Annotated in this window: 17 protein-coding genes; 10 read left to right on the plus strand and 7 right to left on the minus strand. The window is 47.6% G+C overall.

Annotated elements, in window-relative coordinates:
- Positions 1-105 precede the first annotated feature (105 nt).
- The 6 genes from MA2_RS08700 (at position 106) to rnr (ending at position 6,770) form a co-directional block, all read left to right on the plus strand.
- Positions 106-594 carry an NfeD family protein gene (locus MA2_RS08700; protein ID WP_067058939.1) on the plus strand — a complete coding sequence of 163 codons (489 nt, stop codon included), beginning with the start codon at positions 106-108 and terminating at the stop codon, positions 592-594.
- Between the two features lie 78 nt (positions 595-672).
- Complete coding sequence (locus MA2_RS08705; protein ID WP_067058941.1) at positions 673-1,536, plus strand: SPFH domain-containing protein; 864 nt, start codon at positions 673-675, stop codon at positions 1,534-1,536.
- A 189-nt stretch (positions 1,537-1,725) separates the two neighbouring features.
- A complete protein-coding gene (gene trhP, locus MA2_RS08710; RefSeq protein ID WP_079352009.1) occupies positions 1,726-3,198 on the plus strand; it encodes a prephenate-dependent tRNA uridine(34) hydroxylase TrhP in 1,473 nt (490 codons plus the stop codon).
- A 12-nt stretch (positions 3,199-3,210) separates the two neighbouring features.
- Complete coding sequence (locus MA2_RS08715; RefSeq protein WP_067058943.1) at positions 3,211-4,077, plus strand: NYN domain-containing protein; 867 nt, start codon at positions 3,211-3,213, stop codon at positions 4,075-4,077.
- 27 nt (positions 4,078-4,104) lie between these two features.
- Positions 4,105-4,362, plus strand: a complete 258-nt coding sequence (locus tag MA2_RS08720; RefSeq protein WP_067058945.1) for a YfhL family 4Fe-4S dicluster ferredoxin — start codon at positions 4,105-4,107, stop codon at positions 4,360-4,362.
- A 137-nt stretch (positions 4,363-4,499) separates the two neighbouring features.
- Positions 4,500-6,770 carry a ribonuclease R gene (gene rnr / locus MA2_RS08725; protein ID WP_067058949.1) on the plus strand — a complete coding sequence of 757 codons (2,271 nt, stop codon included), beginning with the start codon at positions 4,500-4,502 and terminating at the stop codon, positions 6,768-6,770.
- A gap of 153 nt (positions 6,771-6,923) precedes the next feature.
- On the opposite strand, the gene MA2_RS08730 is transcribed toward rnr, so the two are convergent.
- On the minus strand, positions 6,924-7,457 hold the full coding sequence (locus tag MA2_RS08730; RefSeq protein WP_158080593.1) for a DUF2799 domain-containing protein: 534 nt from the start codon (positions 7,455-7,457) through the stop codon (positions 6,924-6,926).
- A 248-nt stretch (positions 7,458-7,705) separates the two neighbouring features.
- Between MA2_RS08730 and MA2_RS08735 the strand changes: the two genes are divergently transcribed.
- Entirely contained in the window at positions 7,706-8,452 is a 747-nt protein-coding gene (locus tag MA2_RS08735) for a ParA family protein (protein ID WP_067058951.1), read from the plus strand.
- A gap of 150 nt (positions 8,453-8,602) precedes the next feature.
- Complete coding sequence (locus MA2_RS08740) at positions 8,603-9,268, plus strand: LOG family protein (protein ID WP_079352018.1); 666 nt, start codon at positions 8,603-8,605, stop codon at positions 9,266-9,268.
- Positions 9,269-9,373: 105 nt separating this feature from the next.
- Here MA2_RS08740 and MA2_RS08745 read toward each other — a convergent pair whose 3' ends face one another.
- Together MA2_RS08745 and MA2_RS08750 are read right to left on the minus strand one after the other, a co-directional pair.
- The gene (locus MA2_RS08745) at positions 9,374-10,858 is read right to left on the minus strand and encodes an FAD-dependent oxidoreductase (protein ID WP_211269844.1); all 1,485 of its coding nucleotides are present in this window, start codon (positions 10,856-10,858) and stop codon (positions 9,374-9,376) included.
- Complete coding sequence (locus tag MA2_RS08750) at positions 10,851-12,275, minus strand: D-2-hydroxyglutarate dehydrogenase (RefSeq protein ID WP_079352017.1); 1,425 nt, start codon at positions 12,273-12,275, stop codon at positions 10,851-10,853. The genes MA2_RS08745 and MA2_RS08750 overlap by 8 nt, the downstream gene beginning before the upstream one ends.
- 362 nt (positions 12,276-12,637) lie before the next feature.
- On the opposite strand from MA2_RS08750, the gene serA reads away from it, so the two are divergent.
- The gene (gene serA, locus MA2_RS08755) at positions 12,638-13,867 is read left to right on the plus strand and encodes a phosphoglycerate dehydrogenase (RefSeq protein ID WP_067058953.1); all 1,230 of its coding nucleotides are present in this window, start codon (positions 12,638-12,640) and stop codon (positions 13,865-13,867) included.
- 106 nt (positions 13,868-13,973) lie between these two features.
- On the opposite strand, the gene MA2_RS08760 is transcribed toward serA, so the two are convergent.
- Positions 13,974-14,462 carry a glutathione peroxidase gene (locus MA2_RS08760; protein ID WP_067058955.1) on the minus strand — a complete coding sequence of 163 codons (489 nt, stop codon included), beginning with the start codon at positions 14,460-14,462 and terminating at the stop codon, positions 13,974-13,976.
- Positions 14,463-14,688: 226 nt separating this feature from the next.
- Between MA2_RS08760 and MA2_RS08765 the strand changes: the two genes are divergently transcribed.
- Positions 14,689-16,335, plus strand: a complete 1,647-nt coding sequence (locus MA2_RS08765; protein ID WP_067058987.1) for an aminotransferase class I/II-fold pyridoxal phosphate-dependent enzyme — start codon at positions 14,689-14,691, stop codon at positions 16,333-16,335.
- 75 nt (positions 16,336-16,410) lie between these two features.
- On the opposite strand, the gene MA2_RS08770 is transcribed toward MA2_RS08765, so the two are convergent.
- The 3 genes from MA2_RS08770 to ssb form a co-directional block, all read right to left on the minus strand.
- Entirely contained in the window at positions 16,411-17,820 is a 1,410-nt protein-coding gene (locus MA2_RS08770; protein ID WP_067058957.1) for a sodium-dependent transporter, read from the minus strand.
- A gap of 572 nt (positions 17,821-18,392) precedes the next feature.
- Positions 18,393-19,739: an aminopeptidase P N-terminal domain-containing protein gene (locus MA2_RS08775; RefSeq protein WP_079352008.1), complete on the minus strand. Its 1,347-nt coding sequence runs from the start codon at positions 19,737-19,739 to the stop codon at positions 18,393-18,395.
- Positions 19,740-19,877: 138 nt separating this feature from the next.
- Positions 19,878-20,639 carry a single-stranded DNA-binding protein gene (gene ssb / locus MA2_RS08780; protein WP_067058961.1) on the minus strand — a complete coding sequence of 254 codons (762 nt, stop codon included), beginning with the start codon at positions 20,637-20,639 and terminating at the stop codon, positions 19,878-19,880.
- Positions 20,640-20,675: the final 36 nt, after the last annotated feature.

A 20,675-nucleotide genomic window follows, 5' to 3' on the forward strand; every position in this document is an offset into this window, starting at 1 on the left:
GTGCTCTTGTTTTGTGGTAATTTTCTGCTAAGATAGTGATAAATTATTCTTATTTTAGCCATAAAAAATTGTTAGTATAATATTAATAGGATTTTGACGCGTAGAATGACGACTGAATTATTCACCCAAGCATGGCATTGGCTGGTACTCGGCTTTATTTTGATAATTTTAGAGCTGTTTGTCGGGGCATGGGTATGTTTGACATCAGGCATAGCGGCACTCAGCGTCGGACTACTGGTGTGGCTATTTGGTTTGTCTGTATTGCCTGCAATATTGCTGTGGTTGGCATTGTCTGCGGTATTGACGTGGCTAAGTGTGGCGTATATTCGCCCCAAAATGCGCAATCGCACAACAGCAGGCCTAGGCGCAGGTAGTATTATTGGACAGACAGGTATGGTGATTTATGCACCGACAGCCGCGCAAATCGGCAAGGTGCGTTTTAGTGTGCCAATTTTCGGTGCGGATGAATGGCAATGTCGCAGCCAATATGACTTGCCGTTACAAATTGGTGAGCGTGTGGTAGTGGTTGATGTGATTGGCAACGAGTTGCTCGTGCGCGCCATGGAGCCGCAAAGTCTTACTCAGTCAAATTAAACCTAGCCCAAAACGGTCATTTTTGATTTAATCCGATAAATACAACACATAAATATACAGCGACACGGAGGGCGATACATGTTTTATCTAATCGTGGTGTTGGTAGTTTTAGTGCTTTTAACGCTGTTTAAAAGTGTCAAAATCGTACCGCAGGGCTATAAGTGGATTATTCAGCGTTTGGGTAAGTATCACCAGACGCTTGAGCCCGGGCTGAATTTTATCATTCCGTTTGTTGATAGTGTGGCTTACAAAGTTACCACCAAGGACATTGTGTTGGATATCCCTGCGCAAGAAGTCATCACGCGTGACAACGTGGTGATTATTGCCAATGCGGTGGCATATATCAATATCGTGCATCCTGAGCGCGCCGTTTATGGTATTGAAGATTATGAGCAGGGCATTCGCAATTTGGTGCAAACCTCGTTGCGCTCTATCATCGGTGATATGGATTTTGACAATGCACTGTCGTCGCGTGACCAGATCAAGGCGACGCTCAAACAATCGATTTCTGATGACATCGCTGATTGGGGTATTACCCTAAAAACCGTTGAAATTCAAGATATTAGCCCATCACCAACTATGCAAATGGCCATGGAAGAGCAAGCTGCTGCCGAACGCCAACGTCGTGCGACCGTGACCAAAGCCGATGGGCAAAAGCAGGCAGCAATTTTAGAGGCGGATGGGCGGCTTGAGGCCTCTAAACGCGATGCACAGGCGCAAGTTGTGTTGGCGCGCGGTAGTGAGCAGTCCATTCGTTTGATTGCCGAAGCGGTTGGTGAGCAGCAGATTCCGCTGCTGTATTTGCTAGGCGAGCAGTACATCAAAGCCATGACCGATATGGCAAAATCATCCAATGCCAAAACCGTGGTATTGCCCGCCGATATTTTAAACACCGTCAAGGGCATGATGGGAGAGGTTGGCGATAAAATGCCAAAGTCATAATTATGTGTTGAACAGTCAAATAAATCATGCTACTAAGCCAGCGTTTGCGCTTGCTAGGTAGTGCGTTTTTTGCCAAAATTCGCTTACGTCAAACCCAACCAATTTACTCAAGTTTATTTTAACCCAAAAAAAATTTTGTTATAATACAGGGTTTTAATTTGTTCAACCTTTGAACAGGATATGCCCGTTATGACTCAATCAGCCACCGCGCAAGCCCAAATCACGCAAGATAGCACTGCTCAAACGCATTTGCCAATACGCAAGCCTGAACTGCTGTGTCCCGCAGGGACATTTAAAAATATGCAATATGCGTTTGCGTATGGCGCAGATGCGGTGTATGCAGGGCAAGCGCGTTATAGTCTGCGCGTGCGTAACAATGATTTTGATGAAGAAAACTTAGCCAAAGGCATTGCTTATGCGCATGCATTGGGCAAGAAGTTTTATGTCGTGGTTAATATCCAAGCCCATAACGCCAAGCTCAAGACCTTTATTGAGGATATCCGCCCTGTGGTTGAAATGCGCCCCGACGCGCTGATTATGTCGGATGCAGGGATGATTATGATGGTGCGCGAGGCGTTTCCTGAGCAGGTTATTCACTTGTCGGTACAGGCAAATGCGGTGAACTGGGCAACAGTCAAATTTTGGCAACAAATGGGCGTGAGTCGGGTGATTTTGTCGCGTGAGTTGTCATTGCGTGAGATTGAGCAAATCATCGTTGAAGTGCCTGATATGGAGATTGAAGTATTTGTCCATGGTGCGCTGTGCATGGCATATTCGGGACGCTGTTTGTTATCGGGTTATATCAATAAACGTGATGCCAATCAAGGCACTTGCACCAATGCTTGCCGCTGGTCGTACAACACTTACCAAGCTACTGAAAATGAAGTTGGCGATATCGTGCCAAAATCGCCTGAAGTATTCGTGCCCACGCAAACCGCGCAAGCAGGGGCGATTGGTAACGTCAATCTAAACGGTGATGTCGTCATGCCCGATGACTATGTGCAAGCGCCGTCTGATGAGGTTGTGTTGATTGAGGAACAAGGTCGCCCAGGTGAGCTGATGGCGATGTTTGAGGATGAACACGGCACGTATATTATGAACTCTAAGGACTTGCGTGCGGTTGAGTTGGTGCCAGAGCTGACCCAAATGGGTGTACATTCGCTCAAAATCGAAGGACGTACCAAGTCACATTATTATGTTGCGCGTACGGCGCAGGTGTATCGTCAAGCGATTGACGACGCGGTGGCAGGTAAGCCGTTTGATGTCAATTTGATTGGCGCGTTGGATGGGCTAGCCAATCGTGGCTACACCGAAGGCTTTTTGCGCCGCCACGTGCATTCAGATTACCAAAACTATCAGTACGGCTCATCCAAAACTGACCATCAGCAGTTTGTCGCTGAGGTTGCCGAGGTGATGCCTGAGCGTTTGACCTTGACAATTAAAAACAAACTGTCTGTTGGCGATGTCATTGAAATTATGACTCCAGTGGGCAATGTAAGCTACACGCTCGATGCGATGTGGGACAAAAAAGGCGCGCCGATTGATGCGGCATTGGGTTCAGGTTGGGTATGCCAAATTGCCAATCCGTTTAAGGATATCGATACAGCAAGCCTACAGTTTGCGCTGATTATGAAACAGGTTGATGAGCCGATTTTTACATGATAAGGGTTATCTATGAAAATTGCTCTGTTGATTGACGCAGATAATACTTCTTATCAACATATTGATAGGATTTTTGATAATTTAAAAGAGTTTGGCGAGGTGAAAATTGCTAAAGCTTTTGGTCGTAATAATAATTTAAAAAGTTGGGAAGGTAATGCTGGTAACTACAAGCTAAGTATCGAAAGGCATCAAAAAGAAGGTAAAAATAGCGCTGATTTTTCTATGACGATAGCAGGCGTTGAGATTTTAACGCAATACCATCATCTAGATGCCTTTTGTATTGTTTCTGGTGACGCTGATTTTGTACATTTAATTGCTGCAATCAAAGACAAGCAAAAATACGTTATTGGCATGGGCGGTAAAAATACAGCACAAAGATTAAAGGAGCAATGTGATAAGTTTTTCGATTTAAGCCAAAGTTCATTAAAATCATCTAAAAGTCAGCACAAAAATACCAAGAAAAAATTGAATGAGAATACTAATTTAACCAATTTAATAAAGAAAATAATTAAAGAACAGTCAGAAGATAAGCAGTTTGTGAAATTGCAAATTGTTGGAAGTATTCTAGGAAATCAGCCGAATCGCTTAAAATCAAAAGATTATGGCTATAAATCTTGGAAAGAGTTGTTTCTTGATTTAAATTTCATAACTATGTACGTCAATGGTAATAATCAAGTTTTAGTAAAAATTAAGGAGAAAAACTCTAGTAAAAAAAAGACTAACAAAAAGCTAACGCAATCTTCGAGTTTGGAGAATTTCGAGGAAGAGGATTGTTATTATAATCCTAAACAGCAGGCTTATTATAGACTTTCAGAATGGAGTCAATTTATGTCTGATATCACAGGTATTCAACAAAATTGGGATTGGTATAATGATTAATTTTTCGTATGAGTTGAAGAGATAACTATGGCACTCAAAATCACTGCTGATTGCATCAACTGCGACATCTGCGAACCCGAATGCCCGAACGAAGCCATTTCATACGACAACAAAGGGCAAAAAACCTATGTTATCAACCCTGATTTGTGTACCGAATGCGTCGGTTTTTATGATGCGCCAACCTGTGACAAAGTTTGCCCGATTGATTGCATTATCCCCGACCCCGAACGACGCGAAACGCCCGATGAGTTATTGCACAAGTACAAAACCATTTGGCAAAAATAATCACCAATCACCCCAATATCAATAGCAGTAGCGTTTGGTGACAAACTGTGTTACCGTAAGGCAATGCCGTGTGATATGCGCTATTTTTCACCATTTTCTACCTATTTTTTATCCATAATAATTAGTAAGATTCAACAATGAACGATTGGCAAGACCCAAACGCCGCGCTTGAGGCGGCGAATTATGACAACCCGATCCCTAGCCGCGTGCTGATTTTGCAGACCTTGACCGACAAAGGCGAGGCGACGCAGCACGAATTGGCAAACCATTTTGACTTAGACGACGTGCAATATGAAGCTTTAGGCAATCGCCTCAAAGCTATGGTGCGTGATGGGCAGCTCAGCCGCGACGCTGACGGTGGTAATCCGTTTATTTATCGCCCATTGAGTGAGCGCGATAGCGTGGTCGGTACGGTTGCCGCCCATGCCAAAGGCTTTGGCTTTGTTTTGCTTGAGGATATGCCCGATTTATTTTTAAATGAATTGGAAATGCGTTGGGTATTTCATGGCGATACCGTGCGCGCAATTGCTACCCAAACTGATAACCGTGGGCGTATGCTTGGGCGCGTATTGGAGGTGGTCGAGCGTGCCCAGATGGAGTACATCGGTAAGCTTGCCCACGATGATGAAGGTTATGTGGTTGAATTGATTAGCCCAAACGGTCATCAGCCGATTACCATCACCGATGATAACGTCGAGGCGATGGCAGCGCAGCTTGGCGATCCTGTGCGTGTGGCGATTATCGATTATCCAACGCAGCACGAATATGCTACGGGTAAAATCGTCGAGCGTTTGGTGGATGACAATGAGCGCGAACTGATTATCAAAACCACGCTGCTTAATTACGATATTCCATATGAATTTAGTCCCGAAACATTGGCGCAGGTGGCAGGCTTTCATGAGCCTGATGTGCAGGAGATGGCAGGGCGTGAGGATATCCGCAAGCTGCCCTTGGTGACGATTGACGGTGAGGATTCACGTGACTTTGATGATGCCGTGTATGCCGAAAAACGGCGCGGCGGCGGTTATCGGTTGGTGGTGGCAATTGCCGATGTCAGCCATTATGTCACGCCAAATTCTGCCCTTGACCAAGACGCGTATCAGCGCGGTACGTCGGTGTATTTTCCGCACTTTGTCGTGCCTATGTTGCCCGAACGGCTGTCCAATGATTTGTGTTCGCTCAATCCCAACGTGGACAGACTGTGTATGGTTGCCGATATCAATCTGTCACGCGCAGGCAAGGTCACAGGGTATCGCTTTTATCCTGCCGTCATGCACTCACAAGCGCGCTTGACATACAACCAAGTGAATGCTTATTTTGACCAAGTCAAAGGCAAAACCGCGCCAAATGCGTCATCAGACGTTGCAGTGCCCGATAGCATTACAGGCAATGCAGCGGTAAAAAAATCCATTGACGTGCTGTATGACTTGTACCAAGTCATGTTGGTCAAACGGCAAGAACGGCACGCGATGGAATTTGAAACCACAGAGACTTACATCAAATTTGATGAAACGGGTGATATCAGCGCGATCATTCCGCGCATGCGTGGCGATTCACACCGCTTGATTGAAGAGATGATGCTGCTTGCCAACGTTTGCGCGGCGGATTTTGCCTTGAGCCAAGAGTTGCCTGTGCTGTATCGTAATCATGACGCGCCCGAAGCCGAACGCGCTGCACGAGTCAGCGATTTTGTCAAGCTATTTGGTTTGAGCTTTCCTGAGGAAAACCCCACACAAGCCGATTATCAGCGTATCATCGAGGCAACGCGCGATCGACCCGACGCGGTCAGTATTCACAGCGTCTTGCTGCGCTCCATGCAGCAGGCGAATTATGCACCGACCAACATCGGACATTTTGGTTTGGCGTATGACCGCTACGGTCATTTTACCTCACCGATTCGTCGCTATCCTGATTTGATGCTACATCGCGCCATCAAGGCCAAGGTATTGGGCAAAAAAATGCCTGTCACCGATTACACGCTTGAGGAAGCAGGCGAGCAAACCTCAATGACCGAACGCCGTGCCGAAGAGGCTAGCCGTTTTGTGGAACAATGGCTCAAGGCGCATTACATGCAAGCGCATATCGGCGAAGAATTTGACGGCGTGGTCAGCGCGGTGACCAATTTTGGCTTGTTTGTCACCTTGACCGCATTGTTTATTGAGGGCTTGATTCATATTTCGCACTTAGGCGCAGACTTTTTTGTTTATGATGAAAAATCTCAGCAGCTACTGGGCGAAAAATCGGGCATAGTTTTTGGACTTGGTGACAAACTGCGCATCAAGGTGGCAGGTGTCAATATGGATACCCAACAAATTGATTTTGACTTGGTGGCGCAATTACAAAAATCTGAGTTTAATCAACGCGGTAAAGGCAAAAAACGCCAAAAATCACGCAAAAATGACGATTAAATCCAATCACTGATCAATATAAATAACGCCCAAGCCAGACAAAACAATGCCAGACAAAACAATGCCAGACAAAACAATGCCAGACAAAACAATGCGCTTGGGCGGTTTGTTTTTGTTAAAAGACCAAATTGTCAATCACTTGGTCAAATATCATTACGGTTTGGGCGAGGTGCTCAAACCATCAACGGGTGGTGGCGTTTGGCGAACGCGTGGCGGTAAGTATCGCCCACCGACATGCCCAAAACCACCAAACCGCCCCCAACCCCAACCGTTCCAAAACGGGTCGTTGTCATACCACAGTTGCTCAAGCAGCTGTTCGCGTTGGTAATTTAAATAACCTGCGTCATGCGCTTTGAGCAAATCCAAAGTCTGCTCGGGTGGGCAGATGTTGCGATAGGCGACACCCTCACGCCCAAGTTGATACGCGCGCAGCGGTGTGCAATATTGCTTGTGCCCTGCCTGCTGCCCTTGTTGCCACGCCGCCACGTTTGGCAATACACCGCTTGCGGCGCAGGCTTGCTGATGGCGTGTGATGGCAGTGGCATCTAGCCCGTTTGCTCCATCTTGATAGCCAACCGCTTGCCAATCGGTGTTGGCGCATTGTTTGGCAGATAGTTGGCGTTGGCTGGCGCAGCCTGTTGCCACAAGTGCGCTAAGCAACAACAAGCCGATTTGATATCGGCGCATTGATACAACCTTTTTTTGCATGGCGAATCTTAAACCTAAAAATACAGTGATGGACCGACTTTACTGTAGCAAATTAGAGCACCAAAAGCATTTGACAATGGTTAAATTTTTGTTAGGCTAAGCCGCAAGGGTTTAACATAGGTAAGGATGTTGGGTGCTATTGATTTGGCACAGGTTTGGATTCATGCGCGATGCTAGGCAGTGCGTGGTCAGACCCATAAACATGCAAAACATCTTCGGGGGGGAGTATGCAAACGATTTTGGTTGCCAACCAAAAAGGCGGCTGCGGTAAATCCACCATCGCAGTGACACTGGCGGCGGCACTGGCAAATCAAGGCAAACGGGTAGCACTTGCCGATGCCGATGTGCAAAAATCTAGTCTGTTTTGGCTCAAACTGCGCTCAAGCGAGGCTGCGCCGATTGTGAGCGTTGATTGGCGTGATGCAGATGACATCGGCGGGCTGTCTAAAGCGGCGAGCAAAGCTGACTATTTGGTGATTGATGCACCAGGTGCGCTGGCAGGTGACAAAGCCGAACAGCTGATTGCAGAATGTCAGGCGATTTTTTTGCCCGTGTTGCCAGCGGTGTTCGATTTGGCAAGTAGTCAAAAATTTATCAAAAATATACAAGATATCAAGCGCATTCGTAAAGGCAAGGTCAATGTTTATGCCATTGCTAACCGTGTGCGCGCGTCGTTGTTTGAACACGGTGAGCCCAGCGCGCGCTTGCATGAATTATACGCTGAATTTGACATTCAGCCGATCGCGTGGCTTGCTGAGCGTAGCATTTATCCTGCCTTAGCGGAGCGCGGTTTGAGCATTTTTGATCAGCAGCAAAAACCGTATCGTGAATTACAAGCACAATGGCAGCCGCTGCTTGCTGTGCTCGATGACTTAACCGATACGCGAACCAAAGCGGCAAAGACCAAACACACCGACCAAAATATACCGCCCAAATCTGGTAGCAAAAAATCCGCCAACACGTGGTATGAATAAGCGTGCGCGCTATGCGGCGTACGACTTGCTACCTTGTTCATCAAACTGTCTTATTGGCTTGGCATAATGACAAGCCAATAAAAACCAGGAAGACTTATGACAATAACCGCTGTAACCCCTGCCCATCAACAAACTGAACACAACGTTGCAATGACCAGCAACACTGGCGATGCCCGTGACATCATCACCTATGACTATCTGCCCCAGATCCGCGCTCAACAGCAGCGTGAGCCGTTGCCTGTGCCGTTGGTAGCGGTGTACTGTGGCTCACGCGTCGGCAGCGCGTCGATTTATGCCGAAAGTGCGTACGAGTTGGGCGCGGCTTTGGTGGCGCACGGCTATGGCTTGGTGTATGGCGGTGCGGTGATTGGCTGTATGGGTGCGGTTGCCGATGGGGTAATTGATAGCGGCGGTGTGGCGGTTGGCGTGATTCCTGAATTTATGCTTGGGCGTGAGGTTGCACACGCGCGACTGACGCGCTTACACCTCACCGATACCATGCACACGCGTAAAGCGATTATGGCAGAATACGCCAGCGCGTTTATTACTTTGCCAGGTGGCTTAGGTACACTTGAGGAAATTATGGAAATCGCCACGTGGCGGCAGCTGTATCAGCATGACAAGCCGATGCTGATTTTAAACATCAATGGCTTTTATGACCGCTTGATTGAGCATTTGCATGTTACGGTTGAGCAAGGTTTTATGCAGCCTGCGGATTTGACGCGTTTGGTGGTGTGCCACACGATTGATGAGGTCATCGCGGCATTACCGCCGATTATTAAAATGGATGATGACTTAGATGTGGATAAAATTTAAACGTGTGCATTAGCCATCAAAAGCCCATCGTTAGACAGATGGGCTTTGTTGTTTAAGGTTCTAAGCAATTTAAATCTTGACGCTTAACCTTAACGCTTAACCAAGTCACTCAGGCAACACCAACGCATGATTGACCTTTGCCATATCGACGGGATAATGCCGCTGTTTGGCAAGCTCAATTGCACGCGCCTCCACAGCTTGGGCGTTTAGTCGCTGCCATTGTGGATGTGCTCGGTATTGCGGGTCCAGTAAATCTTGTGCAATCAACGCCTCGACGATTAAATCCGCGACATCCAGCGCGGAATTTGCCTTGATGTTTTCGGCAATGGCGTAGCGTTTGTCGGCAAAAATTTGGCAATCGGCAACGCGCTGGCTGATATCATCACTCGGTACTTGCTGCGCGCCGTATAGTGCGTTATCAACAGGTTCAGCGTGAGCAAACTTTGGTATAAATTCGCTGACATACGCAATTGCCGATTCAGTGCGTGTTTGCAAAACTGCTTTGTCCCAACCTTGCTCAATATAGCGCACGTGTTCTGCTGCAACAGGGGGCTGCGCGCTATCTGCTGTTGAGTGGGTGAGCCCGTTTTCAAACAGCGTGATGTTGGGTGTCATACCGTGCAGTTGGACATAGCCGTGCGTGTAAGGCGTAAACTGCGCCATGCCTTGTGGTGTGCCGCGTTCGCCATGAAAAATAATCTCAGGCAATGCCATGTGGGGCTGCCAGTGGCTGATATATGATGCTTTAAATTCCACCATGCGCTTCGCATGAATGCCTGCCATATCATCAAGCATACCCGTGCGAAAACCACAGGCATTAACAATAAAATCCACAGTGAGCTGCGCGCTGTCTTGCTCGGCGGTTTGGTAGTCGATCGTCCAACCTGCAGGCGTGCCGTCAGCGTTGTGCTGCATTTGTAAGCCATACACTTTGGTGTTTGTCCATACATGGGCATTGGGTAGCTTGGCAAGCTGTAATTCAGCAGAGGCGGCAAGGCGAAAAATATTCCAGCCGTATTCTTGCACCGCCACCACAGGCATTTGTAATTTGCTCCAATCAACCACATGAACAAACGCGGTTAGCCAGTCATCGGTCACGTGTGCGTCTTCGGCGGTTGCAGGTGGGGGTTGCTCGGCAAGCCTTGCCAAGTCGTCGTGGTTATACAGACGATAGTAATGTTCTGGCGCGCCCAACACCGCATTGCGCGAATCTTGCGCCACAAGTTCGGCATAATACGCGGTCAAAGCCGCCAACCGTGGCAACAAATCGCTGGCGTTGCCGCGATCGCGCTTGGGCACAGTGATGACAGTGGGGCGCACATCGATGCTATCAGGATATAGCCGCGCGATGTCAATGCACTGGCGCAATAGGGTTTTACAATCTTCTAGCGGAATCTCGCGGTACAAGTTACCGCCTGCGTGCAAGTGACACATCGGCGGTGAGTTGATTAGGCTGGCGTTTTGCTCGAGTAAAAACGTCTCTACACCTGCCGTCGCAAGCCGCAAGGCAATCGTTGAGCCTGCCACGCCGCCACCGATCACAGCCACGCGCAATGGTTGGTTGGGTTGGGTGTTTTTGATTTTAGTCAAAAATTTTTCCTCGGTTCATGATGTTGTTGTTATCGAACACGTGTTTGATCGCGCGTAAATATGTCAGCTCAGTGGGTGTGCGCGTGTAGTGCAAATAGGGCTTTTTGGTCATGCCCACGCCGTGCTCGGCAGAAATCGAGCCGCCGTATTTTTGCACGGTATTAAAGACCTTGTCATTGACCGTTTGACATTTGGCAAAAAATGCTTCTTTGCTCAAGTGCTCAGGTTTTAAAATATTTAGATGCAAATTGCCGTCGCCAATATGCCCAAACCAACAAATTTCAAAATCGGGGTAGTGAGCTTTGACAATCGCTTCGATATCGGCGATAAACGCAGGTACATGGCTGATTAGCACTGAAATATCATTTTTGTATGGTGTAAAGACCGAAATTGTCTCAGAAATATACTCGCGCAGCTTCCACAGCTCTTGTGCTTGCGCGATGGATTGGCTCATCACACCATCGATCACCCAGCCGTTTTCCACACATTCTTCAAACAGCTGCATGGCGGTGTCCATGATGGGCTCGTAGGGTGCTTCAAACTCAATCAGCGCATAAAACCGCGCGTCTGTATCAAACGGACGCTGCACATGCCCCGTAGCCAGTAATTTTTGCACCGCGGTGTCATCAAAAAACTCAAATGCCGTCAAATCCAGCGCACGCTGAAACGTCGCCAAAATCTGCATGATATGGGCAAACTCTTCCACCCCCAGCACCATCACGGTCAAATCGCGTGGTGGACGTTCTAGTCGAATTTGTGCCTCAGTAATCAGCCCCAACGTGCCTTCAGCACCGATATATAGCTGACGCAAGTCATAGCCCGTGGCGTTTTTGATCATGCCGTTGTTTAGGCGCAAAATATCACCATTGCCCGTAACCACCGTCAGTCCCGCTACCCAGTTACGCGTCATGCCATAGCGAATCACCTTGATGCCGCCTGCATTGGTGCCGATATTGCCGCCAATTTGGCTAGAACCGCTTGAGGCAAAATCGACAGGGTAGTATAACCCTTGCGCCTCGGCATAGTCTTGCAGCGCCTTGGTCACCATGCCAGCTTGCACTTCGACCAAACGGTCTGCAGGGTAGAAGTTGAGCACTTGGTTCATTTTATTAAGGCTGACCACCACCTCACCATTTGCTGCCACCGCGCCTGCCGATAGCCCCGTACGCCCACCGCTTGGTGTAATCACCAAACCCAAATCGTTGCACACTTGCACCACAGCTTGCACCTGCTCGGTGGTTTTGGGAAACACCACCGCCAATGGATTGGGCTCAAATTGCCGACTCCAGTCACGCCCCCAGTGCTGCAAGCTCTCAGCATCGGTCTTAATCTGTGTCGCCTCAAAAGCATGGGTTGGGTGATTGTACAAACGCGTGCACAGTTTAGTAAGATTAGGGTTGGTAGTTTGTTCAGTCATATTAAACACCCAAAAAATTTTTTTTACAAATAAAAACCACAATCGCTTGACAAAATTTGGCTAAATCATAGCATATTTTTGCCCCGATAGGCTGTTTTATCCTGTTAAATATCAGCAGACTTTAAATACTAATGATTAATTTTTTATTGTTTTTATCTTAAAAAATTCAATAATGCTAAACAAAGACAGATGCTAAGGGCTTGTAAAATCTTTGCATAACCAATGCTTATCCTTTGCCAAGAAAAATTTTCTAGCAAATATCTGCTAAGTGGTGGTAAGTGTGCTAGGATAAAGCGTTCAACAGCTTTGTGTAAAAACCTATTTTGACGGTGACCCAGTAAATTTAGCCAAAAGGATAATGTATGCAAACGGTTTCATTAGATAAAGACAAAATTCGCTTTTTGCTGCTAGAAGGCGTGCATGACAACGCGCTACAAGTGCTCAAAAATGCAGGTTATACCAATATTGAGTACCTCAAAACCGCGCTGGATCCTGATGAGCTGGCAGAAAAAATTAAAGACGCGCATTTTATCGGTATTCGCTCGCGCACGCAGCTGACCGCTGATATTTTGCAGCACGCCGAAAAACTGATCGCGATTGGCTGTTTTTGTATCGGTACCAATCAGGTGGATTTGGACGCGGCGCGCTCATTGGGTATACCTGTGTTCAACGCGCCATATTCTAACACGCGCTCGGTAGCAGAGTTGGTAATCGCCGAAATCATCATGCTAATGCGCGGTATTCCTGAGAAAAACGCCGTGGTACACCGCGGCGGCTGGAATAAGTCTGCCAAAGACTCGTACGAAGTGCGCGGCAAGACGTTGGGTATCATCGGCTATGGTTCGATTGGCTCGCAGCTATCGGTGCTTGCCGAAGGTTTGGGTATGAAGGTGATTTATCACGATGTGCTAACCAAATTGCCGTTGGGTAACGCGCGCCAAGTTGCCAATTTGGATGAATTGCTAGCCGAAGCCGATGTCATCAGCCTACACGTGCCTGATTTACCCGAAACACGCAACATGATCACCGCCGCCGAATTTGCCAAAATGAAGCCGCGTACCCATATCATCAACGCAGCGCGCGGCAAGTGTATTGATATCGATGCCTTAGCAGACGCACTGCGCAGTCAAAAAGTCATTGGCGCGGCGATTGACGTATTTCCAAAAGAACCCAAATCTGCCGATGAAGAGTTTGAGTCGCCATTGCGTGCGTTTGATAACGTGATTTTGACACCGCATATCGGTGGCTCAACACAAGAGGCACAAGCCAATATCGGGCTAGAAGTGGCAGAAAAATTCGTGCGCTATTCTGACGCAGGCGATACAACCTCGGCGGTAAACTTCCCGAATGTCAGTATTCCTGTCAAAGATGGATCACACCGCTTGTTACATATTCACAAAAACGTGCCAGGCGTATTGTCGCAAATCAACCGTTCGTTTGCTGATGCAGGCATTAACGTGTTGGCACAAAGCCTGATGACACAAGAAGATGTCGGTTATTTGGTCATGGATGTGGACAACAACGACTCAAAAGCCGCGCTGGAGCGTTTGCGCGCTGTGCCTGAAACTATTCGCGTGCGCGTGCTGTTCTAAGCGAATTTTTTAAAATAAAATCATTAAACAACAGGCGTTTGGTGGATAAACGCCTGTTTTTTTGGCAAAATTTATGGGTTTGTTATTTGGCTTGACTGGTGGGTAGCTATGGATTGAGCAGAGCTTCAATATCGCTGGCGATATCGGCAGGCGCGGTGGTGGGCGCGTAGCGTTTGACCACATTGCCATGCTGATCAACCAAAAACTTGGTGAAGTTCCATTTGATCGCATCGCCTAACATGCCTTTGCCGTGCTCGGCGCGTTTAAGAAAATCAAACACAGGGTGGGTGTTGGCGCCATTCACCGCGACTTTTGTCATCATCGGGAAGCTAACGCCGTAATTGACTTGGCAAAATTCGCTGATTTGGTCAGCGTCACCTGGTTCTTGCCCACCAAACTGATTGCACGGAAAGCCTATCACGACCAAACCTTGGTCATGATAGCGTTGGTACAGTTCTTCAAGTCCTGCGTATTGTGGGGTGAAGCCACATTTACTGGCGGTATTGACAATCAGCAAAACCTTGCCTTGTAGTTCGGCAAAGTCAAACGTTTGTCCATTGAGACGTTCGGCACTGAGTTGATAAAAATCATTCATGGGCTGGTTTCCTATTTGGGTTTAAATGTTGCTTATGATCAATTGCATTTAAGCACAAGGTTGGTGGTTAGGCAAAGAGTCTTTGACGCATTACAGCAACGTGTTTTGCGTCAGTGTTACCGCTGTACAAATACAGTTCATAAAATTTTTGTAAGAAATACTTGCTAAAATTTGGCAATCTGATTACATTAATCCCTGACTTTTATATTAACGATCAGATATGACCATGTCCAACGCTCAAACTACCTCAGTGCCATCACAGGATGACAACCATCCGCTTACACAAGGGCAGCGCTTAGCCGCCCTACGCAAAGCCAAAGGCTGGACAACTCAGCAGCTTGCTGACCACATGACGGCAGCAGGCGCCAAGGTCAGCCGTGCGGCAATCAGTAACTGGGAACGCGGCACCAATGGCATTGTATCGAGTAAATTGCCCGTACTGGCGCGGTTGCTTAATTGTAGTGAAAGCTACTTGTTATCAGGCATTCAGTCATCTGTTGCACAGGTTCGGTGGCCAACCACCCAACCGACGCATTTTAATGAATTACCCCGTGCCAATAGCGGTCAAACCGACCTTAGCCACAGCCACTTTGCCCCAACCAACGCGCTAAACACGCGCTATCATTATGAAGCTATGACCATGCAACCACTTAAAAAATCCGACAAGCTCCAACACGTTTGCTATGACATCCGCGGCCCTTTATTGCAAACTGCCAACCAACTGGAGGCGCAAGGCCACCGTATTATTCGCCTAAACATCGGCAACCCTGCACCGTTTGGCTTTGAAGCTCCGCAAGAAATTCTGTCAGATGTTGCCATCAATTTGCCCAATGCGATTGGCTATTCAGATTCGCAAGGTATTTTTGCCGCGCGTAAAGCGATTTTACAATATTATCAAGCCAAAGGACTGCATGAAGCCGTCGATGTATCGGATGTGTATATTGGCAATGGCGTGTCTGAGTTGATTGTCATGACCATGCAAGCCATGCTCAACGATGGCGATGAAGTGCTTATTCCGATGCCCGATTATCCGCTGTGGACAGCGGCGACGCATTTGGCAGGCGGGCGTGCGGTGCATTATTTGTGCAATGAAGAGGACAACTGGCAACCTGATATCGCCGATATTGAACGCAAAATCACGCCTAACACCAAGGGCATTGTGGTGATTAATCCCAACAACCCGACAGGCGCGTTGTATTCACGCGATAATTTAGAAAAAATCGTTGCCTTGGCAGAAAAACATAACTTGGTTTTGATGGCAGATGAGATTTATGACCGTGTGCTATATGATGATGCGGTGCATATTCCGCTGTGTACATTGGCAAAAAATTGTTTGGTGCTTAGCTACAATGGCTTGTCAAAATCGCATCGTATCGCAGGCTTTCGTTCAGGCTGGCTGATGGTGTCGGGCAAAAAACACCACGCGCATGACTTTATCGAAGGTTTACAAATGCTGGCATCCATGCGCCTGTGTGCCAACGTACCTGCCCAATACGCCATCCAAACCGCGATGGGCGGCTATCAAAGTATGCAAGCTTTGACCGCGCCAACAGGACGACTTTATAAGCAGCGCGAGCTTGCCATTGAGCGGCTAAACGCCATTCCAGGTATTTCATGCACCATGCCACAGGGCGCGTTTTACTGCTTTCCGCGCATTGATCGTGAGGTGTATCCGATTGATGATGACGTGGCCTTTATGACGGACCTATTGGTACAACAGCGTGTGTTGATGGTGCAGGGTACAGGCTTTAATTGGCACGCGCCTGATCATTTCCGTGTGGTATTTTTGCCCAACGTGGTGGAGCTGACCGAGGCAATGGACAGACTAGATATTTTCTTTGCCAGCAAGCGACGTGAGTTTGGCACGGCTTAATGATAAACAATGTGCCAGATTGACAGGTAAAAAAGCTCAGGGTCAACCTGAGCTTTTGTTTGAACTTTGCAAAGATTACAAATTAAAACCCAACAAATTCAACACACCCAGCTCTGCCAAAAACACAATCACAATGCCAATTGGTGCAATAACTTTGGTGGTGATTTGCCAAAGTGTCCATTTAAAGCCCGTCAAACCAAGCTCCTCTTGCATACCGCGCTGATTGATGAAGTAAGTTGCAAAAATCAGCGTACCCAAGCCCACAAGTGGTAGCATATACTTACTGGTGGTATAATCTAGCGCGTCAAAAATACCCTGCGGTTTTGCCTCACCATTGACATGAATGGTAAAAATCGTCACATCGCTTAGCACATTAAACGACAACAACGCTAAAATGCCCAATGCCCATGTTAAAACTGCCACTGTCCACGTGGCCGCCACACGGCTAAGCTTGGTTTTTTGCTCCAACAGCGCGACCACAGGCTCAAGCAATGAAATTGACGAAGTCAAAGCGGCAAAGGTCAAAAGCACAAAAAATAGCGTCCCGATCACCAAACCAAAATCCATTTTACCAAAAGCAATCGGCAAGGTCACAAACACCAAGCCAGGGCCACTATCGGGGTCTAAACCATTGCTAAAGATAATTGGGAAAATCGCCAAACCTGCCATCAGTGAAAAAATGATATCCCAAATCACCACCGTACGCGCCGTACTAAACAGCTCAACATCACGGTTGAGGTATGAGCCATAGCTGACCATAATTGCCATACCAAGTGACAAGCAAAAAAACGCATGCCCCAACGCTGAAATCATCACCTTGGCGGTGACTTTAGCAGGATCAAAATCAAACAAATAATGAAACCCGCGCGCAAAATCTGCCGTTGCCATGTTGTAGCCGACAATACCGACCATAATCAGCGCCAGTAGCGGCATCATCCATTTAGCAGCGCGTTCGATACCACCTGCCACGCCGCCTGCCACAATCAGCGCCGACAGTGCCATAAAGATGGTGTGATACACAATTAGCTGAGTTGGGCTTGCCAACATCGCGCCAAAAATATCACCTGTGGCTTTGGCATCCAATCCACTAAACGTATTCATTGCGGTTTTAAACACATAATTGAGCGACCAGCCGCCAATTACACTATAAAACGACAAGATCATGAACGCTGCCAATGTACCAACCGCACCCAGTATCCCCCAAGCAGGTGACGCGCCGCTATCGACTGCCACCTTGCGAAAGCTGCTAATCGCATTGCCGCCGCCGCGTCGCCCAATCAGCCATTCAATGACCAACACAGGGAACCCGACCAACGTAATACACAAAATAAACAAGATGACAAACGCCGAGCCGCCACCTTCGCCCGTCATATACGGGAACTTCCAAATACTGCCTAAGCCGACCGCCGAACCGACCGCCGCCATCAAAAAGCCAATGCGCGAACTCCATTCGCCCGTTGGCTTTGCAGGTTGATGTTGTGCCATAACCTATCCTTAAACCCGATCACCTAACTAATTTACTGGCTTTACCAAGCCGTTATATCATCAATGCTTGCCACCTAACACGTAACCCAACGGTTTAATGTGTAAACGCTCAATTTTTCATTAAAATAAGTTTAAAGTCAAATAGTGTTTGACGACTTGATAGGCAATATTTTATGTCATCAGTTGTGGAGAATGAAACAGTAACAGCAAAAAATATCAAATTGTGTTTGGTTTTAGGCCAATTCAGTCAGGGAGGTTGTGATAAGAAAATACAGACGGTGATTTGATTAACCTTACCAATACCACCGCGCTACAAGGCAAACGCGCTATTTAGCAAACCTGCGGTAGTAAAACTTATCAAGTATTATTAGCCGCAGAAACTAAAACAAGATACGACGACAACGCCAAATTAAACCTAGGCGCAAATAAAAAAGATCTGTACAAACATAGATCGATTGTGATAAAACCAAAGACACCACCGAGTTGTGCCACACCGATGAAACGATTTTACGCTAAAAATTGTGATAAATATCAAAAAAGGACAACCAAACGTTGTCCTTGTTTATGAGATGTTAAGCTTGGCGCATCAAGGCTTCAATCTCTGCCACCGTCTTGGGCACGCCACCTGTCAAAACGCGTGGCGCACCCTCGGTAATGACAACATCGTCCTCAATACGAATACCAATGCCGCGATAGCGCTCAGGTACTTGCGGATTGTCATGGGCAAAATACAGCCCTGGTTCGACCGTAATTACCATGCCTGCTTGCAAGGTGCGTGGTTTACCGTCGGTATCGGTATAGCGTCCCACATCGTGCACATCCATGCCCAGCCAATGCCCCGTACCGTGCATATAAAACGGCATATACGCTTTATCAGCAATCAATGTGTCAATATCACCGCTTAAAATACCCAATTCAACCAGCCCTTGTGTCAAAACACGCAGCGCGGTCTCGTGATGAATACGCGCATGCGCCCCTGCCACAAGGCTATCAATCGCCGCCAAATTGGCACGCAACACGATGTCATACACCGCGCGCTGGGCATTGCTAAACGTACCAGATACAGGAAATGTGCGTGAAATATCGCCCGCATAGTGCTGATACTCCGCGCCTGCGTCAATCATCACCAAATCACCTGCGCGTAACGGCTGGTCATTTTCAACATAATGCAAGATATTGGCATTGTCACCACCTGCCACAATGCTATTGTACGATGGCGCACAGCCGTAATGCCCAAACACGTACAATAACTCTGCTTCTAGTTGGTACTCTAGCATCTCGGGGCGCACGGTTTGCATGGCGCGGCAATGCGCCGCCGCGCTGATATCAGCCGCTGATTGCATCAGGGCGATTTCTTTGTCATCTTTGATTAAGCGCATTTCTGCCAATAACGCGTCTAGGTTATGCACCGTATCAACCACGCCTTCGCCACGGCGCAAGCTGCGGGCATGCGCCAGCCAGTTTGTCAAATCCTTGTCTAGCCGCGCATACACGTGCTGTTTGCCCAGTAGCATGGCAGGCAAGCGTTCATCGGCTTCATTGATCGGGTAGGCGTGCTGCGCGCCAAAATCCGCCACCGCGCCTTCCACCCCTGCGCGTCGTCCGTCCCAAATCTCACGCAACTTGTCTTTGGGACGCACAAATAGCGTGTAAATTAATTCGGCGTTGCCTTGTTCTGATAAGACTTTTTCTAGTACCAATAACGCCTCAGGCTCAGCAAAACCTGTCAAGTAATAAAAGCTACTGTCGGCGCGGTACTTATATTCTGCGTCGTTGTTGCGTAGGTGGGTGGGTGCGGTCGCCAAAATCACAATGCTGTGATCGGGCAGTTGGGCGGCAAGACGTGCACGACGGGCGGCAAAATCAGCTTGTATCAAGGCAGGCGCGAGCGATAGAGTAGGGCGATACATAGATGACATAAATGACCTTTAATTTTCTAGTTTGCTATGCATATTGTTTCAAAGATAAGGGCACAAAATACAAAAACCAACCGATACAACGTAACGGTTGGTTTGCTCAAGTGGGTAAGTGATTTACAGCAAAAAAACTTACCGATTTTAGAACGGAATATCATCGTCCACCGCGCTGCTTGGCGGTACTTGATTGTTGGTATGGTTGCTAGCGTCGTTGGCATTGCCGCTTGCATTGGCTGCCTGATCCGCTGGATTGTGCGGTAAGCCTGATTGTGCCGCTTGGGTAGGCTGTTGTTGAAATTGTGGATTACCAAAACCATTGCCTTGTTGGTTTTGGTACGAAGCGTTTTGGTTGTTGGCTGGGTTGTTAAACTGGTTACCGCCTGATGGATTGTTGTAGCCTTGGTTTTGGTAGCCTTGGTTTTGGTGGCTTGGGTTTTGGTAGCCTTGATTCTGATAATTTTGGTTGTTGTAACCGCTTTGGTTGTGATAGCCGCCTTGCGCTTGATAGCCTTGGTTTTGGCTGCCAAACGAATCATTGCCATAGCCCATGTTGTCGCCTTGTCCAGATGGTCTGCTGCCAAGCATTTGCATTTGGTCAGCGCGGATCTCGGTAATATAGCGGTCTTGTCCGTTTTGATCTTGGTACTTGCGCGTGCGTAGGCTGCCTTCAACATAGACTTGGCTGCCTTTACGCAAATATTGCGCAGCGATTTCTGCCAGCTTGTTGTTAAATACGATGCGATGCCATTCGGTTGCCTCGCGCGGCTCACCTGTCTGTCTGTCGTTCCATTTTTCGCTGGTCGCAACTGAGATATTGGTAATCATGCCGCCGTTGTCAAAGCGTTTAACATCGGGGTCATTGCCTAGATTACCGACGATGATGACTTTATTTACACCACGCATGTTGATTTCCTTATTTAAATTTACTCAAATTTTAGA

Source organism: Moraxella atlantae NBRC 14588, assembly GCF_001591265.1.
Classification (GTDB): domain Bacteria; phylum Pseudomonadota; class Gammaproteobacteria; order Pseudomonadales; family Moraxellaceae; genus Faucicola; species Faucicola atlantae.

Coding starts and splice junctions, on each gene's coding strand:
- MA2_RS08700 (WP_067058939.1), top strand. CDS start 106: ATGACGACTGAATTATTCACCCAAGCATGGCATTGGCTGGTACTCGGC.
- MA2_RS08705 (WP_067058941.1), top strand. CDS start 673: ATGTTTTATCTAATCGTGGTGTTGGTAGTTTTAGTGCTTTTAACGCTG.
- trhP (WP_079352009.1), top strand. CDS start 1,726: ATGACTCAATCAGCCACCGCGCAAGCCCAAATCACGCAAGATAGCACT.
- MA2_RS08715 (WP_067058943.1), top strand. CDS start 3,211: ATGAAAATTGCTCTGTTGATTGACGCAGATAATACTTCTTATCAACAT.
- MA2_RS08720 (WP_067058945.1), top strand. CDS start 4,105: ATGGCACTCAAAATCACTGCTGATTGCATCAACTGCGACATCTGCGAA.
- rnr (WP_067058949.1), top strand. CDS start 4,500: ATGAACGATTGGCAAGACCCAAACGCCGCGCTTGAGGCGGCGAATTAT.
- MA2_RS08730 (WP_158080593.1), bottom strand. CDS start 7,457: ATGCGCCGATATCAAATCGGCTTGTTGTTGCTTAGCGCACTTGTGGCA.
- MA2_RS08735 (WP_067058951.1), top strand. CDS start 7,706: ATGCAAACGATTTTGGTTGCCAACCAAAAAGGCGGCTGCGGTAAATCC.
- MA2_RS08740 (WP_079352018.1), top strand. CDS start 8,603: ATGACCAGCAACACTGGCGATGCCCGTGACATCATCACCTATGACTAT.
- MA2_RS08750 (WP_079352017.1), bottom strand. CDS start 12,275: ATGACTGAACAAACTACCAACCCTAATCTTACTAAACTGTGCACGCGT.
- serA (WP_067058953.1), top strand. CDS start 12,638: ATGCAAACGGTTTCATTAGATAAAGACAAAATTCGCTTTTTGCTGCTA.
- MA2_RS08760 (WP_067058955.1), bottom strand. CDS start 14,462: ATGAATGATTTTTATCAACTCAGTGCCGAACGTCTCAATGGACAAACG.
- MA2_RS08765 (WP_067058987.1), top strand. CDS start 14,689: ATGTCCAACGCTCAAACTACCTCAGTGCCATCACAGGATGACAACCAT.
- MA2_RS08770 (WP_067058957.1), bottom strand. CDS start 17,820: ATGGCACAACATCAACCTGCAAAGCCAACGGGCGAATGGAGTTCGCGC.
- MA2_RS08775 (WP_079352008.1), bottom strand. CDS start 19,739: ATGTCATCTATGTATCGCCCTACTCTATCGCTCGCGCCTGCCTTGATA.
- ssb (WP_067058961.1), bottom strand. CDS start 20,639: ATGCGTGGTGTAAATAAAGTCATCATCGTCGGTAATCTAGGCAATGAC.